Source organism: Flavobacterium sp. DG2-3, assembly GCF_030730925.1.
Lineage (GTDB): Bacteria > Bacteroidota > Bacteroidia > Flavobacteriales > Flavobacteriaceae > Flavobacterium.
This window is the reverse complement of sequence record NZ_JAVAMB010000007.1, coordinates 266,671-285,643: the sequence shown is the minus strand read 5'-3', so window position 1 is coordinate 285,643 and position 18,973 is coordinate 266,671. Positions and strand designations below refer to the sequence as shown.

Sequence of the window (18,973 nt, the reverse complement as noted above, 5' to 3'; positions counted from 1 at the left end):
ACAATAACACAAGGCGGAATTGTACAGGGAACTCAGGCAGGAACTGTAGAAGTTGTTTACACTTTTGTCGATGCTTATGGAGTTACTGTTACGACGAGCAAAGAAATCACTATAAAAGCAGCTACTGTTTTACCAGCTATCACAGGGCCTGATACAGTTTCAGTTTCACTAAGATCATTACCGTTCCAGAATGAAACAGCAGGAGGAGTTTGGAGTATAACAAACGGTACAGGTGCAGCAACAATTACTAATGAAGGAGTCGTAGAGGGAACTCAGGCAGGAACTGTAGAAGTTGTTTACACTTTTGTTGATGCTTACGGAGTTACTGTTACGACCAGCAAAGAAATTACGATAAAAGCAGCCACTGTTTTGCCAGCTATCACGGGGCCAGATACAGTTTCAATTTCAAAACCATCAACAGCATTTCAAAATGAAACAGCAGGAGGAGTTTGGAGTATAAAAAACGGTACAGGTGCAGCAACAATTACTAATGAAGGAGTCGTCGAGGGAACTCAGGCAGGAACTGTAGAAGTTGTTTACACTTTTGTCGATGCTTACGGAGTTACTGTTACGACCAGCAAAGAAATTACAATAAAAGCAGCTACTGCTTTATCAGCTATCACAGGTCCCGATACAATTTCAATTTCAAAACCATCAACAGCGTTCCAGAATGAAACAGCAGGAGGAGTTTGGAGTATAAAAAATGGTACAGGTGTAGCAACAATTACTAATGAAGGAGTAGTAGAGGGTATTCAGGCAGGAACTGTAGAAGTTGTTTACACTTTTGTTGATTCTTATGGAGTTACTGTTACGACGAATAAAGAGGTTACAATTCTAAACTATACACCATTACAAGGTAAAATTATTGCCTCAATAGAAAAACCGACAACGTTAGATACTATCAGTTTTTCATTTGAACCGTTAACAACAACTTTTACAGCAAGAAAGACATCTTCTCAATTGGCTGTTTCTGATAAAAGTAGTGCGTCATCAACATTAGTAAATAACCTAACATATAAGTGGATTTTCCACGAATTGGATAATGTTACCTTAAAGGATACCATTACAGATCCTATTGCATTGCAAAGATTTCCTATTCCGGGGAACTACCGTTTAACTCTTATAATTAAAGAGCAAAATGGTACAGAAACTACATTTTACAGAGATGTGATTGTAACGCAAACCTGCGATCCTATTATTGGTAAAATAAAAATTTTGAATTAGTCTGAAAAGACGAATTATTATAGATTGAAATTGTAGCAGTTGCAAAACTGTTTATAGATTCTCTTGCTCTATTGTGAAATAAAGTAAGCAAAAAATATAAAATTAACATATTAGAAAATATGACAAATTGTTTTAAAAAGCATTGGTTTCTTATTATCGGGATATTATTGTTATCTAATTATTCCATTGGGCAGAGTTTTTTGAGTATTCCTGATTCTATTGTAAAACCAAATGGTAGGCCTTTTATAATTCGATTAAATCCAACTAGTACTATTGCAGAACAGTGTACAAGTCAGGTTATAACTCTAAATATTGGTACGCTAACTTATCTCCCAGGCTCAAATGGTCCTTTACCTCAAGGAGTGGTAGTTAGTCCTTCAACAAATGGAGGTATAACAATACTGACAATTAGTGGGATTATTAATGATGGAAAACAGGGTTCAAGCTTAACCATGGACATTGCGGCACAATTTAAGCCAGGTACCTGTGATTATTTTTCAGAGGATATTCTAGCGAGTACAACTAATGTTGGATGTGGTGTCCCTTCAAATCAATCAGGAAGTGCTAAAGTAATTTCAGTGACTCCTAATCATGCGAAATCTAGGATTGTTTTGAGTAAATATATAAGTGAACCCGTATGTCCTAATACTGTTATTAGTTATAAAGTATACGCTGAAAATCCAAATAATCAGGGTTTTAATATTAAAAATGCAAAAGTTAACTTAGAATTGGATAAATGCGCTAATGTCATGGGCCTTTATAAGGAAAATACTTATATCAGTGTAAATCCTACTATTTCTACATCAAACGGAATGCAAAATGTTGTTTTTGACATACCAGATTTACTTTTAAGCCCATATTCAAATACATTAGCTTACGATCTATACGTAACATACCCATGCGTTAGTGGTGGTGGAAATGATTGTACAAGTGGAGCAAAGAGTATAAAATCATATTTAACAGGTACAAAAAGTGATTGTGGACTTGATATGGAAAGTGTAAAAGAGATAGTTTCAACAACTACAAGTGTAAATCCTTCACAATGTTCAAATGCAATTTGTCCTACTGGAGGTGGAGGAACAATAATTTTGGAACCACTTGAGATGTATGTGGGTTCAAATTTACCCTGCCCTTCTTGTTCACATCAAAATCCTTTACTTGCACTTACCCTTAACGTACCACCACTTTACCAGAATTATGAAAATAGGGTTTTATCGGTAGAGATTCCTTCTGGATTTTATGTAACATCTGCTGAAGATTATTATAAAACTGGATGTGATACAAATTATGAAATAAGATATGTTGATGCTCTAGGCAATAAACAAGCGACACCTTTTCCAGGTGCATTAACTCGTAAAGTTGAGTTTTCGACGGATTGTTCCATTTCGGTGCCTCATTCGTATTTTTATATATATTTGAAATACGACGAACAAAATCCGCCAAAAGGAAGTCAAACACTACCTGTAAAAGCAACATTTACATCAAATGGAACAGTAGTTTTAGAAACTACTTCCTATCCCTCTACTGCTCCTTGTGCACCGAGTTTGACTACTTATAATCAAGTGAGAAAAATAAATCAGCCGTTATCTGAAAATAATTATAATGCAGCAGCTATTCCAGGAGAGTTACTAACATATAGATTTCAACTTGAAAATTATGGTACTGCAGACACCAATAACAGTGTTTCTATAAAAATAGATAAGCAATTAATTTATGAGGGTGGGTTTAGATATTCTTATGATAATTGGAATTATTATTATGCTGGCCCTTTCAAACTTTTAGAAGGACAACCAGTATTTTCAGTTCCAGAACTTGGAGATGTTAGCGTAACGACTCCAATAGTTGGACAAAGTGGGAATGTAAATTTATCTGGATTTAGTTTTCCATGCACAAGGAAAAATCTTTATATCGAATTTGACGTACGACCTAGGGATAATGTTACAGCAGGAACTAAAATACCTATTACAACGACTATTGCAGGGGCTCAGGGAGTTAGAGAATTGAGTCCAAATCTTATTACTGTATTAGCTTACACATATGTAAAAAGTAAAATGTTTGTCAAGTGTTCTTTTGCCAACGAATGGAAAGATAATAATATAAATGTAAGAAATGGAGAAGTTGTTGATTTTAAAATGCAATTTTCTAACGTGGGATCTAATCCTGTTACACTTTCTGAATTAATAAATCTAAGACCTCAAGCTGGAGATTTGTTTGAATTTGGTTCTAATTCACGAAACAGTACTCTTAATATGGATTATTATTGTGATCAGCCAACCATTTTTACTAATGCCGCTGTAACACCAGCTGTTGATTTCTCTTATGCTTTAAACTCTCCTACAATGGATAGAGATATGTTATGTCCGCCTCAATTGTCAGGGAATGCACCAATATGGACACAATCCTGTAATAATGCAAATTGGCTAAAAGCAACATTCCTAAATAATTTTACACTATTGCCTGGAGAGTTTGTGGAGGTAATGTATAAAGGAAGAGCTACAGGAACTACAGGAACTATAGAAACTGCATATAACAGTTTTGCATTTAAAGTTATTAAAGACGGTATTTGCGATCTAGTGTCTGCAAATTCTAACACGCTGGTAATAAAAAATGATGAAAGTATCATCGGATGTAATTCTTGTACTTTAGATAATGCTTACTCAGGAGAAATGAAAGTTTTATTTGAGAACTTAATGAAGAACATTCTTACTAGAAAAATAAAAGGAGAAACAGACGCTCAAATAAATGGAAGTAGTCCTGATGAATTACTTGCTCTTAGACCTTACATCACTAGTGGAGGAGGTGATAAAATCTACAAGTTTGTATCAACGGTTAATGCCCAAAATAAAATTACCAGTATAAAGTTTTCTTTTGATGCAAATAGTGAAGAAAATGACGTTACGTTTATTGAAGAAAATGGAGTGAACTACAATCCAGAAGTAGGGGCTATAGATCCTTCCTACTTAAAAATTGATACCACTTTATATGCTACGTCAAGTAAATATCTAACAACATGTAGAAGAGTTGTAGATAATAACGGGTCAGTAATTTCTGAATGTAACAACAAGACACAGGTTAAAAATATTGAGTTCTGTCCTGCGAGATTTTGTTATCCAATGAGCGGTGAAATAAAAACAGGAGAATAGTTTCTAGCTAAAGCATATAAAATATTAATACATAAAGAATTAATTATGTTAAAAGGTTTTAAATTAAGAAAATATTGGGCCCTTACTCTTTGTATGGTTCTTGGTTCAATTACTTCAACGTATTCTCAAGATATTCCAGATAATGTCCTTGGTATAGATGTGCCAACATTAACAGAGGGATATAGAAAAGGTGGTATGACTAATGAAGTTATAAATATTGAAATAAGTAGGCTAAGAGAGAGTAGAAAAAAAGAACTATTTGAAAGTAAAGATAGAAAACAGATTCTTGTGAATCAAAATGCCAATGTGCAAATTAGTTACTCTATAAAAGATCCAGTACTTTTAGAACCAAGTGGACTTAATAAATCAAATATTTCAGCAAGAGGATTTAATTTAGCAGCTATTGTTGAAGATACTTTGGTTGTGAAAAAAGGTGCAAACACTAAGTTTTTTCTTGAACCATCTTCGCCAGATATGGCATATAAGTGGATTTTTTATGATTTAGATAATGTAACAAAAAAAGATTCAGCTACGACGCCAATAGCTTACCAAAAATATACTGTACCTGGAAAATACAAAATTACACTAGAAATAAAAGATCCAAGTGGCTGTATCTCCTATTTTACAAAGAATATTAAAGTAGAAGATTCTGAACTTTGTGTTGGAAAACCTATAAATTTTGCCTTTGAAACAACAGAAACTAATTTAACATATACTTGGACGGCTACAAATGCTGCAGGAGTTCTTGTAAATGAATTGTATAAAAGTACTGATGGTTTATATACGTATACGCCAACTCTTCCTGGCGATTTTGTTATTAAACTAACAGCAACAGGAACTGGAAAATGTGAAACTGTATTTGAGGAAAAAATTACTGTTTTAGATTGTGAACCTGCTCAAGTCTGTGAAAATCACATTGCAATCGTACTAGATGAATCTGGATCAATCGATGATACTGAAGCAAAAAGAATTAGAGCACAATTAAAATCTTTTATTGCTGCACAAATTAAGTCTAATAAAGATGGTGACGGTAAAATGACCATTTCATTAATTGGACTTTCAGATACTGATAAAGACACTCGTACGGATCATGTTCTTGAATATTCAGTATCTGAAGCTGATCTTTTAAATGGCGGGTATATATCTAGATGGATTGATAATTACGGAAGAAGATACGGACAGACAGGTATAAGCGAAGGTTCTGATTATTGGAAAAGTGGTTTGAGTGTAGTTTTAAATACAAACTTTAAAATTAAACCAAAATTAGTTTTCTTAATTACAGACGGTTGTCAGACAACAAATCCAGAAGGTCTTAAAACATTAATGCAGAAATTTGATAACTATCAAAACTCTCCTGACCAAAGTGAAAACAAGCCGCATTTATATGTTGTAGGTATTAACAACGGTTTCTATGTTGATAATGCAGAAACAAGTAAAACGATGGCTCGTAGCGCTGATCCTAATTTTGTTCCTTCATTATTGAAGACAAGTTTCGATTCTACCAATTCGGCTTATTTAGGTAAATCATTACAATACCTGTTTAATTTCAATGAAAATAATACTAACGCATTTCCAATTGAACGTATTAATGGTTTTGACAGTGCAACATATTTTGCTCATAATGATTTTACAATGTTAAGCGATGAGCCTTTTTATTTCTCAGATGGAATCGTAGAAGCTGGAGTAGGATGTGGAAAGTTATCTGAAAAAGATTATTGTGCGAACTGTATATCTTTCCAACCAGAAATTAATAAAGAATATTTATTGAGTGCTTGGGTAAAAGAAGATACAAATATTCAGCTAAAAGATTATAAAAACTCAGAAATCAATATTGTGTTTTACGATGATCCGCAAGCTGCAGATCCAGATCCAAGTGATCCAGATGCGCCATCACAGATAATTGGAAGTGTTACATTAAAACCATCAGGTGCAATTATTGACGGCTGGCAGAGAATTTCAGGAAAATTTATTGTTCCAGAAAAGACAATAACTGCTGGAGTGGTATTGAATAATAAGAACGTTGGTATTCCAATTTATTTTGATGATTTGAGAATTCATCCAGTGGACGGAAGTGTTAAAGCTTTTGTTTACGATCCTGAAACATTCAAATTGATGTCAGAATTAGACGAAAATAATTACAGTACTTTTTACGAGTATGATAACGAAGGAGGATTAGTGCGTGTTAAAAAAGAAACAAGTCAAGGTGTAAAAACTATTCAAGAAACACGCTCAGGTAATTTTATCAATCCAAAATAATTAGAAATGTTTTTAAGAAGATTAATAGGCGTTTTGGGTTTACTATGCTGTTCGTTTGGGTATTCGCAAGATGCAAAAGAGATATTAAAAAAAGTAGGTGAACAGTATGGTGCTGCCAAACCGCTTCAGTATAAAGTAACGTACAATTTATTTAAGGATTTTGATGCAAAAAAGGTAGAAGAAACTTATACGGGAGTTTTCTACAAAAATGCACAAAATGATATGTACACTAAAATAGGGAATACCGAAACTTTAAATACGAAGAAGGTTAATTTGAGAGTCAGTCATCCCGAAAAAGCAATTGAGATTAATAAGCCTATACCAGATTATAAAGGAGATTTGAATCTGAAGGCACTATTAGAAATGTGTAAGATTGAAAAGTGTACTGATTTGAAATCGTTTTGGGAAATAACTTTAAAAACGAACTCTTTTACAGGTTTGCCTTATTCAAAAATAATAGTAAGAGTTTCTAAAACCTATTTTATACAAAAACAGGTGTTCTTTTATAATGCGCCATCTAATTTTTCTAAGGATTATCGTAAACCAGATTCACATTATCCGAGGCTAGAAGTAACGTACAGTAACTTTAGTAGAAATCCAGTAAGCGTATCAGTGTTTAATAGTCAGAACTATTTTACATCTTCTGGAGGAAAAATTGTCTTGTCTCAGCAATTAAAAAAATACGAGATAGTAGATCAAAGAAATGTTGCCAATAATAATTAAGATAAATTATAGATATATGTATATCAGCAAAAATTTTATAGTAGTATTATTTTTATTTTTTAGTTTGTTTTCTTTTGGACAACACGAAGAAGGAATTATTGCTTACAAGCAAGGCAGTGAATTGTCTGGTAAACCAAAATTGAGTGTAGAGGATCCTAGATATTCAGACTTAAACATTAAGAAATTATTTGTTTCGGTGAATGATGGAGTGTCAATTCATTTTGGTTTTAAAGATGATATTACACAAACAGAAGCTTATAAAGAAATTTATGACTGTACCGTAAATTTAACAATCATTCCTTATAATAATAAAGGAGATGAAGATTATAGCTATATCGAAAATGGTGAGTTAAAATATCACGATAACCCTTTTAAGGTTTCATTAAAAATTACACATGATAATGTAACAAAAGGAATTAACGTAAAGGATTACTTAGTTTATAAACTTCCAGGAATCCATAAAGCAATTGTTGAAGTTAGCTCTATAACATATTCGTCTGCGGGAGTTCATACTTCTCCTTATTTAGCTGTAAAGTTTACTACAGATCGCTACTATAATTTACAAAATACTACTGCTATACCAACTGCAGAATTTGTTAAGTATAATAATGGATTAACACCTACTAAAGTTTCTACTGCGAGTCAAGCTGATGAAATTGTAATTAAATGGGAAAAAAATGAAAAAGCTCCAGCTTTGGAGTATGAATTAGAATGGGCTTGGATTGACAATTTTGGATCTGATGGTGCTAAAAAAGCAGCTAGCGATATTGCTTTGACAGAAAAAGAATTTATGTTAAACAGCACAAGAATTCAAACAAAAGAGACTTCTTACAGTATTCCTCTTGTTTATTCTAGTGGTTATTTTATATACAGAGTTAGAGCAGTTGGACGATTTTTGGATGATATTACTAAAGTTTATAACGGAAAATGGTCTGTTTCTGAAGTTAGTCATAGATTAAATGCTGTTAGTGACTGGGCTTTTATTGAAATAGATAAATCTCATGAATTAGGTGAAAAAAACTGGCAATATCAAGCTTCTTTTGCCGAGGATGGGAAGAAAAAAGAAGTTGTAAGTTATTTTGATGGTTCTTTACGTAATCGTCAGACGGTTACAAAAATTAATTCAGATAATAAAGCAGTTGTAGGCGAAGTTATTTACGATAACCAAGGTAGAGCAGCAATCGAAGTATTGCCGAGCCCGTTGCAATCGTCAGCAATTCACTTTTATAAAGACCTTAATAAAAATGCTGCAGGTTCTATATTTACTCATAGAGATTTTGACTGGGATGTAAAGGACAGTATAAGGTTTTGTAAACCAATTATAGTTCCTTCATTAGCAAATACTTCTGGAGCGGGTAAGTACTATTCTGTAAATAATGCAAAAACAGATAATTTCCAAGATTTTGTTCCAGATGCTCAGGGTTATCCTTTTTCTCAAATTGAATACACTCCTGATAATACAGGACGTATTAAAAGTAAAGGAGGAGTAGGTCCTGACCACCAGATTGGTAATGGACATGAAATGCGTTATTTTTATTCTCAGCCATCGCAAGAAGAGCTAAACCGCCTTTTTGGTTATAAAGTTGGAAATAGATTGCATTATAAAAAGAATACAGTTATTGACCCGAATGGTCAGGTAAGTGTAAGCTATTTAGATCCGCAAGGAAGAACTATTGCAACAGCACTAGCTGGAGATAAAGAAGGTAGTCTGGAAGCTTTAGATGATGAAAAAGATGCGAAACTTCACGCGGTGATTACTTCAGATATGTTGGCAGATGGAAACACTGTTTATGCATCTGGCGAAAATGGGATATTAAAAGACGGGTTGAAATTAAATACTGTTGTTCCTGTTGTACATAGTAAAGCAATGACGTTTGATTATTCTTTTACTAAAACGAAAAATGCATTTACAGATGCTTGTTTAAACGGTAAATTTTATCCATATGTATATGATTGGGCAATTAGTCTTAAAGACGATTGCAGCAACGAATTGCTAGTTGGAAATGATGCTTTAACAGCAAAAATCGGAGAATATAGTCTAACAGCAACTAGTTCGTCTGAATTGAAACTTCCGATAAGAACTTACAATGCATTACATGAGGAAAAGTTTCTGAGAGTAGGAGCCTATTCTTTTAATAAAGATCTTCGTATTGATAACGAGGTATTAAAACGTTATGCTGACGATTACATCAAACAATTAAAAGATAATAAAATTTGCTTGCCAGATTTAACAGCATTAGAAGAAAATGTTACAGTTGAAAATTGTAACATTACTTGTAAAAGCTGTGAAGATAGTTTGGCTAAAAGCAATTTGACAGAAGACCAATACAATTCTTTCAAAACCTATCTTGGTGAGACTGATAACAAATTAGGAAATGTTGATGCAAGAGCATACCTAATAACTATTGCCGAAAATAATTATGTTGCGAAAAATATGCTTACTGTTCTTGAGTTACAAGGAACAGATAGAGCTAGTTATGAGAATAGTTTTAGATTTGAATTTCAAAACCTACTAAAAGGTTGTAGAGAATTATGTGAGCAGCCAGTAAATGTTTGCGATCTAAATCTTGGAATGCTATTAAAAGACATGAGTCCACATGGGCAATATGGTTCTGTTCAAGGAATAGAATTAGATGTTGACGATGCTGCTGTAGAAGCAAATGAAGACATAGATGCTCCACTAGATCCTTTAAGTATTTTTAATGTTAATAATGATTTGTCATACGGTGGTTTCCATACTGAAACGTATAGAGATGAAGATACAAATCAGGATGTAACAGTAAAAATTTCAAATAATACGTGGAAAAATCCTGATGGAGGATTTTATAAAAATGACGATGGATCGGTTTCAAAAATTAAAGTAAAATTAGTAAGTACAGTTCCTGGAAAGCCAGAAGCAAATATTTACGAGCCAGCATTAGAAGATATTATCTTAACTAATAATGATCGCGATCCAAATAGTGACGATCCAAATGATTATTTAGTAGAACCAAAATATCTAAAAGATGTTGCTTATTTTGTAAGTATCTGGCAAAGTAGCTGGGCAAATGCTCTTGTTAAGTTTCACCCGGAATATCAATATTATAAATATAATTTAGGACTTTGCATGAAGCAAAATTCTGCAGGTATAAATTCAAACGCATTTGATGCTGATTTACTTGAAAAAGAATATTACACTGAGGAAATGACTCAGCCAAATGAAGCAATCTTTGCGGCTGGAGGTGTATTAGAGCAATTGTTGAATATTAATGCTACAAATGATCCATTCTACAGTTCTAAAAATGACTTCTTGCAAGAAACAAACGAAGATTTTGCAGTTAGAAGAGATATCATGCGCGAAGCTTTAACATCAAATTATGATGGTATGAAAGCAGGAGGAAAGAGTATGAATATGCTTCAAACAGCTTATTACTTTGCTTATTATTCTAATGGAATTGCTCATGAATCTGCTTTTGCAAATTTTTTAAGCCTTACACAATCAGGATTATTAGATAAAATCAGAACTCTTGGAAGCACAGGAAATATAGTAGAGTTAAATACCAAGCAAAGAATTTGGGCCAATTTTAAAGCTTACTACATTGGATTAAAAGATAAAACACGTACTGTTTTGGCGCATATAGATGCCATAAAGCACAATAACTATAATGAGTGCATCGGAAATCCTGATAGCTCAGATAATTTTGTAACCATATTAAAAAAATATACTGGAGTTACATCAGGTTATTCAGATACAAATTATGAAAGACTTGAGAAGTTAATAGCTTTAGCACCAGATCCTGATAAAGTAGCAATACCAACTACTCCAGCTAGTACAGGAATAAATTTAGTTTGCTCAGATGAGCTTTATACATTGTTTGCAACAAAAACAAAACGTTTTGTAGGAGCAGATTATGGCTATGATTCTAGCATGGATGATATGGATATTTTGGCAGCTGCAACAGCAGAAGCTGAAACAAAAATTTATTTAGAAACAGGAAAAAGTCCAGGATTTTTAGCACTTGAAAATTTCTTAAAAGGAATGGTAGATCCAAAGATTCAGGATCAGGGGTTAATTGTAACAAATCCGATACCAACCACCAGCATGCCATATTTGACGCGCAGTCTTTTTAATGCCCAGGTATATCCTACTTTTATATTAGGAGCATCAAATGAAATTCCTGGAATTACAAGCGCAAAAGATGCATCAAATATGCTATCTATTGGTTTTGTTAGAGGAGGCGCATCAATTGCAACACCTATTACTTTACAGTTTGTAAATGAGAATGCACATGTTAATCCGTGTGGTACAGGAAGCAACAGTCTTAATTGGGCTGACGTTATAGATTTTAAGAATTTATATTACATTCCAAAGTCGTATGATAAAGATTTAGGAACATATAAATTTCAAATTATTGCTACTATAAAAAGAAAAGGAAGCAATGAAACTTGTAAAACTCCAGAAGAGGTTCTTGTACAAGGTACAACCAAAATAAATATTGCAGATTATTATCCTTTAAAAGCTGACGTTACTTGTGGAAAACAAGAAAGATTTAGTGAAGCTTTTAATAATTTAGTGTTGACTTTACAGCGTGAAAATACATTAAGAAACTCAAATTTAGATATTACAGCAAATGGAGCTTTTGCAGGAAGTTATCTTCATGATTATTTTGGTATACAGCCTGGAGATGCAGTTACATGGAATAATTCTGGAAATCAGGCTGATATTTCTGTAAATGGAGAAAAACGTATAGCGCTTAATTTTGGTTCTCATGCTTTAGGAAGCAAAGCAATTTCAAGAATTTCAGTTGGAGATTTATTAATCAATAGTCCATACAATTTAGTTAAAGTAAGACTTCGAGGATTAATTGGTTTACGCCAGATTAATGCTAGAATTTCGACAGGAAATAACAAAAGACCTTTATACTTTACTTGTTGTTCGGTATGTGGTGAAAACGACTACAATGGAGATGGAATTGGTGACGAGTGCGATGTTACTAGCCCATGTGGTGTAGTTGATAGTGACGGTGATGGTGTTATGGATGATTGCGACAATTGTAAAAATACTCCAAATCCTGATCAAAGAGATAGTGATAATGATGGTATTGGAGATGCTTGTGATGGAAATTCTCCAAATCCTTGTGGTACTATTGATAGCGATGGTGACGGTGTTTTTGATAATTGTGACAATTGTAAAGATTTTCCAAATCCAGATCAAAAAGATACCAACAACAATGGGATAGGAGACGCTTGTGACAATCCTTGCGGTACAATTGATACCGATGGAGATGGTATAAACGATTTATGTGATAACTGTCCATTTGTTCCAAACCCAGATCAAAAAGATACAAATGGTAACAAGCTAGGTGACGTTTGTGATATTACAAGAATAAATACTTGTAAAATTCCAGAAGATGTGGAGCTTAAATATGAAGATAATTTAAGAGCGGTTATTAATGAAGCAATTGAATTAAACTCATTTGGACAGTATAGAAATTCTGCTTCAAGTTCTGTGATGAATCGTTTTATAACAGAATTAGGTTTAATAGAAAAATTTCAGGTAGCTAGAAATATTTATTTAGAAGAGAATCCAGAAACGTACAACACACCTATTGAATTAACAACTTTTTCAGTTACTAAATCTAACCCTAATGGTGGAGGGAATCCTTATTTCCAAATTCATTTTAAAAATAGCACAGGTCAAACAGATGCCTTCATAAGTTTGCAAGTGAATGCTAATTTGTTTAAGAAAATCAATTACATTGATGTTTCAGGTACTGTTGGGGTAAATGTTTATTATACAGACATAAATAATATTGCAAAAACTAGTAAAGTAAACATTTTTAATTATGTTAATTATGATGAAACTTGGGGATATACAGCAGGTGTATGCGAATTTTTAGAGTATAAATTGCAATCGCTTAGAACAGCAAGGATGGCAAGAAACTCAATAGCAAGTGTACCATTAAGAAATAGAGCATATTATGAAGCACGCTTAAATGCTGACGGAACAGTAACTACTTTTGAACATAACTTATCTGTTGCTGAAGCAAAAGCTATTGTGAGATCAACTGATTTAGTAGAAGAAGTATGTCCAAAGCTTTGTGTTCCAGCAATTCCAGAACCTGTAGTTTGTGCAGAGAAGTGGAGTTTGTTTAAAGCTGATTTGAATACAATAATTCCAGGTTACGTACTTCCTGAAAAATTAAATGATAATGGGAAGTTTTTCTGTGAAGCCAATTTTGGTTACATCAGTGACGATTATATCTACTATTTAACAAAACTAAAAGAATTTAAAAAAGGAACGATTAAAAGCAGTAATGCATTATTTGTAGACATTAATAAATTTGGAGCTACTAGATTACACTATGGTAATAAAGATACTCGTGGTGTAATTGACGAATACTTTAAATATTTAGTTCTAATTGATGTGCCAAATCCTACAGAAGAGGCATTAACATGGAATCAATTTGCTGATAAATATGTTGCTGATTACCAGAAATGTGTGCCTGCCGTAATGATTCCAAGATTTAGTTTAGTGCCTGAAAATCCAGGTACAAAAACACCTTGTGAATTATATGCAGCAACTGTAAAAGAAGCTAACAAACAACAATTAGAAGAAGCATTTTATACCGCTAAACGCGAAGAGTTTGTAAGAAACTATACTAAAGAAGCATTGGAAGGAATTACTGAAACGCTGACAAAAACAGCTTCAGATAAAGAATACCAATACACATTGTATTACTATGATCAGGCAGGTAACCTAATTCAAACAGTTCCGCCAGAAGGAGTTGATAGATTATTGCCGGGTTCAGATATTACAATCAATACAGTAAGGGCAAATGATAGTGAAAAAGTTGATTTAGCTGATGTAAACGGATTGCAAGTTGCACCGAAAAACGAGTTGCAGACTCAATATCGTTACAACTCATTAAATCAGTTAGTATGGCAAGAAACTCCAGATGGAGGAATAAGTCAGTTTGCTTATGACGAGTTAGGAAGAATTATTGCTTCTCAAAATGCGAAACAAAAATTAGCTTCTCAATTAAGTTATATACGTTATGATAAATTAGGTCGTATTATGGAGGCTGGTCAGTTGACATTAAAAACTCCTGCGGTAATTAACGAATTAGGAAGATTGGCAGTTAGTACTGCTCCAAATGCAACTTTAATTAAAGTCAATGCTATTAATGATCATTATCCCTATAATGTGGCTTCAAAAACAGATCAGGTAACAAAGACTATATATGATAATCCTTTGGAGAATTCAGAAAGCTGGTTCACAGATTATGGTGTAAACAACAGTCAAAAAAGAGTTACGGCTATATTGTATTTTGATCAATTGCTTACTGAACCAACTACGGTTCAAGCATCAGGGGGGTATAATAATGCAATTTTGTATGACTATGATGTGCATGGAAATGTAAAAGAATTATTGCATCATACCAATAACAACTCAGTATTAAATGGCTTAAATCAGCAGATTAAAAAAGTAGTATACGACTACGATTTGATAAGCGGAAATGTTAATAAGGTTACCTATCAGCCAGAAAAAGTAGATCAGTTTATTCATAAATATGATTACGATGCTGATAATAGAATCAAGCAAGTTTATACGAGTAAAGACAATACAGTTTGGGAAAAAGAAGCCAATTATCTGTATTATGAGCATGGTCCTCTTGCTCGTGTAGAAATTGGAGATAAGCAAGTTCAAGGAATAGATTATATCTACACAATTCAAGGCTGGTTAAAAGGAGTTAATTCAGAAGAATTAAACAATGATAAAACAGATGCAGGCAAAGATGGATTAAATGTAGCTAAAGATGCCTTCGGTTTTGCTTTAAATTACTATAAAGGAGATTATCTGTCTAGATCAAATAATACGAATTCAACTGTTTTCAGCTTAACTAATGGCGGAAACCGAGAAAGTACTGCTAATCTGTACAATGGAAATATCAAGGATATGGTAACGTCATTGTTGGATCTTAACGGAAACCCGATGGGTTCTCAATACAATAGCTATACATACGATCAGTTGAACCGTATTAAGAGCATGAATAGTAAATCTATTTTAGCTGGCGTTTCAAATCCTTCATATAGTTCAAGCTACAAGTATGATAGAAATGGAAATTTAATGGCATTGAACGCTTTTGCTCCTAAAGCAGACGGTTCTATTGCCGAAATGGATAATTTGACATACAGTTATAAAACTATAACGCATCTGGATAGAGATCCTTCAGCGTATAATTATAAAACAAGATCAAATCAGCTGCAGCATGTAAAAGACGCTGTTGGTGCGGGAGTATTTACAAATAACGATAAAAATCCAAATGATACATCGTTAGATATAGATAGCCAGCCTGATGATAACTACACTTATGATGAAATTGGACAGTTAACGTCTGATAAATTGGAAGGAATTGATATTGAATGGCGTGTTGACGGTAAAGTTAACAAGGTGACTAAAAAGAACGGTACTGTAATAAGCTTTGAATACGATGGATTAGGTAATAGAGCATCTAAAAGAGTTGTTACACCAACTTCTAGCACGACAACATATTATGAAAGAGATGCGCAAGGTAATGTCTTGAGTACTTATGATATGATAACCAATAGTGCAGGTTCTAAGTATTATCTTGCAGAACATAACATCTACGGAAGCAGTCGTCTAGGTATCGAACAATATGATCGAACAAAAGAAATTTCAGGAGAAACTTTTGCATTATTCGCAGAGAAAGCAAATTTAATGACTGCAAGATCTATGGTTGCGATGAAGGGGGTAGAAGACGTTCCTCCAACTTATGGTTTGAGTTTTGATTACAAAGATGATTTTGCAGCTTGGGGAGATTCAAATAGTAAATTAAATTTATTTGTTAATAAAACAACTAGAACAAAAGTAATTACATTAAATTCTCATTTCAAAATTAATTCCGCTACTCCTAAAGATCAGGATAATGTGATTGCGGCGTTACATGGTTCTTCTGTAGAAGGAAGTTTTCCAAAAAAGAATTCATTCTCTTATAGAAGCTCTGTATTATTAACCGTTAAGAAAAATGAATTAACTGGTTATGTGCCAACGGTATCTTTATATAAATACCGTCGTAATCACAATGATTACAATAGAAAAGGTAAAAAGAAATACTCTTTTAGAAGTACTTTGGAGAGAACAGATTTTACAATTGACACCAAAACAGGAGCAATTCCAGAAAGTGCATTTGATTTTAATGCAGAAGTTAGGTTAAACTCAAAAACGGCAGCTTATGAGGTAGTCATTGTATTAAATGGAAACGTTTATTCTACAGTTTCAAAAACAGAAGTGCTTAAAAATGGTGAAAACACTGAACACTTAAAAAGAAATGACGGTCGTTTAAAAATTACTTTACCTGCTAATACATTAGGTAAAGTTAAAATAGAAGATAAACCTGGTGAGTTCGTAGAGTTGCCAGCTTTACTAAGTGAAATGTGTGATTTCACATATAGTATTGATAACGGAAAAGGAACAGAACCGTTAAAAATTAATGCGTTTGGTTTTGATGAAGGTCCAGGGGGGCAGCCAGTTTCTTCTACAAGCTTAAACATGATATTAAGTAATGTTTCTTATGCTTCAACATTCTGTGGTGTAACAGAAAGTGATCGTGATGCAGACGGAGTAAAAGATAAAGATGATATTTGTCCAGATGTATTTAACCCGAAACAAGAAGATACGACTGAAATTGCATTAGGATATGCTCCAGACGGAGTAGGAGATGTTTGTGACAACTGCGCTTATCCAAACCCGCTTCAGATTGATACTGATGGAGACGGAAGAGGAGATGACGTTATGGTAAACGGAGTATTGAAACAGTGTGATAACTGTCCTACAATTCCAAATTACGATCAAGTAGATACTGATGGTGATGGTATTGGAGATGCATGTGACAACTGTAAAACAACAAAAAACCCATTGCAGGAAGATGCTAACCATAATGGTATTGGCGACGCTTGTGAAGGATTAGATCAAGGAGAAGGAGAAACAACTATTGTAGCTGTTCCAGAAACTTCTACTCGTTTAGTTGGTGACAAACGTTACGAATTATCAAATCACTTAGGAAACGTATTAAGTGTAATAAGCGATAGAAAATTGTTTAGAGCTGCAAATGAACCAGGTCAAGAAACGCTTAACAATTATGATTTTAATGGATGGGAAACTATTGTAGGAAATACTACTTGGTATAAATTGGGAGGTACTTCAGGTCAAGCTGTTCCTGAGGATAACAAATTGAAAATTACTGAAGGCGCTGCTAAGCAAGGTGTAATGTTAACGATGTTAACAACAGCAGGGAAGAAGTATACGGTATCTTATGATTTAGATTTAATAACATGTCCAGAACTGAAAGTAGAAGTGCAAAATGCGGGTACTGGTATTCAGAATCAGATAGAAAATAATTCTGGAAGAAAAAGTATAACTTTTACAGCAGCTGGTGTTGTTAGTAGCATCCAATGGACACGTACTAGAGCTAAAGATGATGTAGACGATGTTTACACACTAGATAATGTAACAACAAGTGTAGAATCGACTGAAAATACAGTTGGTTTTACTACCTTTAGTCCAGATATATTTAGTTACTCAGATTACTATCCTTTTGGAATGCTGGTGCCTAACAGACATAAGTCTGATGACAGCTACCGTTATGGGTTTAATGGGAAAGAGAAAGATGATGAAATAAAAGGTGAAGGGGTTCAATACGATTATGGATTTAGGATATATGATGCCAGAATAGGAAGGTTTTTGTCATTGGATCCGCTTTTTGCAGGATATCCATATTATACACCTTATCAATTTGCTGGTAATAGACCAATTTGGGCTATTGACTTAGATGGATTGGAGGAATTATGCAAAACAAGGAAGAAAATAATAATAATAAAAGAATGGGGAACTATCGTAAATAAGAAAATTTGGGATTCTGGTGGAAGTAAAGGACGCTTTGTCGAGAGTGGTGAAACAATTCTTGAACAAGGGGATATTGGTGCGCCAACGGAAGTAACAGAAACTACATACAGTAATGTACCTTGGCTAAGATCATATAATTCTACAACTAGAATTTATAGTATTCCAGCTGTAGATCCTAATGATAATAGCAAAGAAATAAATCCTCCACCAATAGAAGATGATAAACCAGTTATAGCTATAAAGCACAAGGAGGAAATTTTTAAAGAAACAGAGATTTCTGCCATTTCAATAGTTGACAAAAAAACAAAATCTAGTACCCCCAAAATTAAAGCGGCCGTTCCAGTTTTTAAGAGAGGTCAGGTACTTTCTCAAAACTTGCAAGGTCTGATTTTTCCTTCTGTTGATAATGGTGGTTTTGATTTTAAAGATAGAAATGTGGGCACTTTCCCAGCGAAGAAAATTTTGAAAACTATTGTAAATAATTTAAATAATAGTCCAGGTATTACCTCTATAACAATCTCAGGAAATGCCTATAGTGGTAAGGCAAATACAGTTGAAAATACTAGGGCTGCTTTTTATACTGGATTATTAAAATTGAAATCAATTTTTAAAGAGTTAGGACTTAATAAAAATGTAAAAGTTAATATTGACTATCAAAATACTCGAGCTATCAGATCTGAAAAAGATTCGGGCACAAATCTTATTATGCAGTTTAATTAAA

Annotated in this window: 5 protein-coding genes; all 5 read left to right on the top strand. The window is 33.5% G+C overall.

What is annotated here, in order from left to right:
• On the top strand, positions 1-1,224 hold a 1,224-nt coding region (locus tag Q9Q97_RS12435; RefSeq protein WP_306157445.1), incomplete at its 5' end, for a hypothetical protein.
• Between the two features lie 119 nt (positions 1,225-1,343).
• Positions 1,344-4,367 carry a hypothetical protein gene (locus Q9Q97_RS12430; RefSeq protein ID WP_306157443.1) on the top strand — a complete coding sequence of 1,008 codons (3,024 nt, stop codon included), beginning with the start codon at positions 1,344-1,346 and terminating at the stop codon, positions 4,365-4,367.
• 45 nt (positions 4,368-4,412) lie between these two features.
• On the top strand, positions 4,413-6,623 hold the full coding sequence (locus Q9Q97_RS12425; protein ID WP_306157441.1) for a hypothetical protein: 2,211 nt from the start codon (positions 4,413-4,415) through the stop codon (positions 6,621-6,623).
• A gap of 6 nt (positions 6,624-6,629) precedes the next feature.
• Positions 6,630-7,346, top strand: a complete 717-nt coding sequence (locus tag Q9Q97_RS12420) for a hypothetical protein (protein ID WP_306157439.1) — start codon at positions 6,630-6,632, stop codon at positions 7,344-7,346.
• A 16-nt stretch (positions 7,347-7,362) separates the two neighbouring features.
• Positions 7,363-18,972 carry a thrombospondin type 3 repeat-containing protein gene (locus Q9Q97_RS12415; protein WP_306157437.1) on the top strand — a complete coding sequence of 3,870 codons (11,610 nt, stop codon included), beginning with the start codon at positions 7,363-7,365 and terminating at the stop codon, positions 18,970-18,972.
• Position 18,973 lies beyond the last annotated feature (1 nt).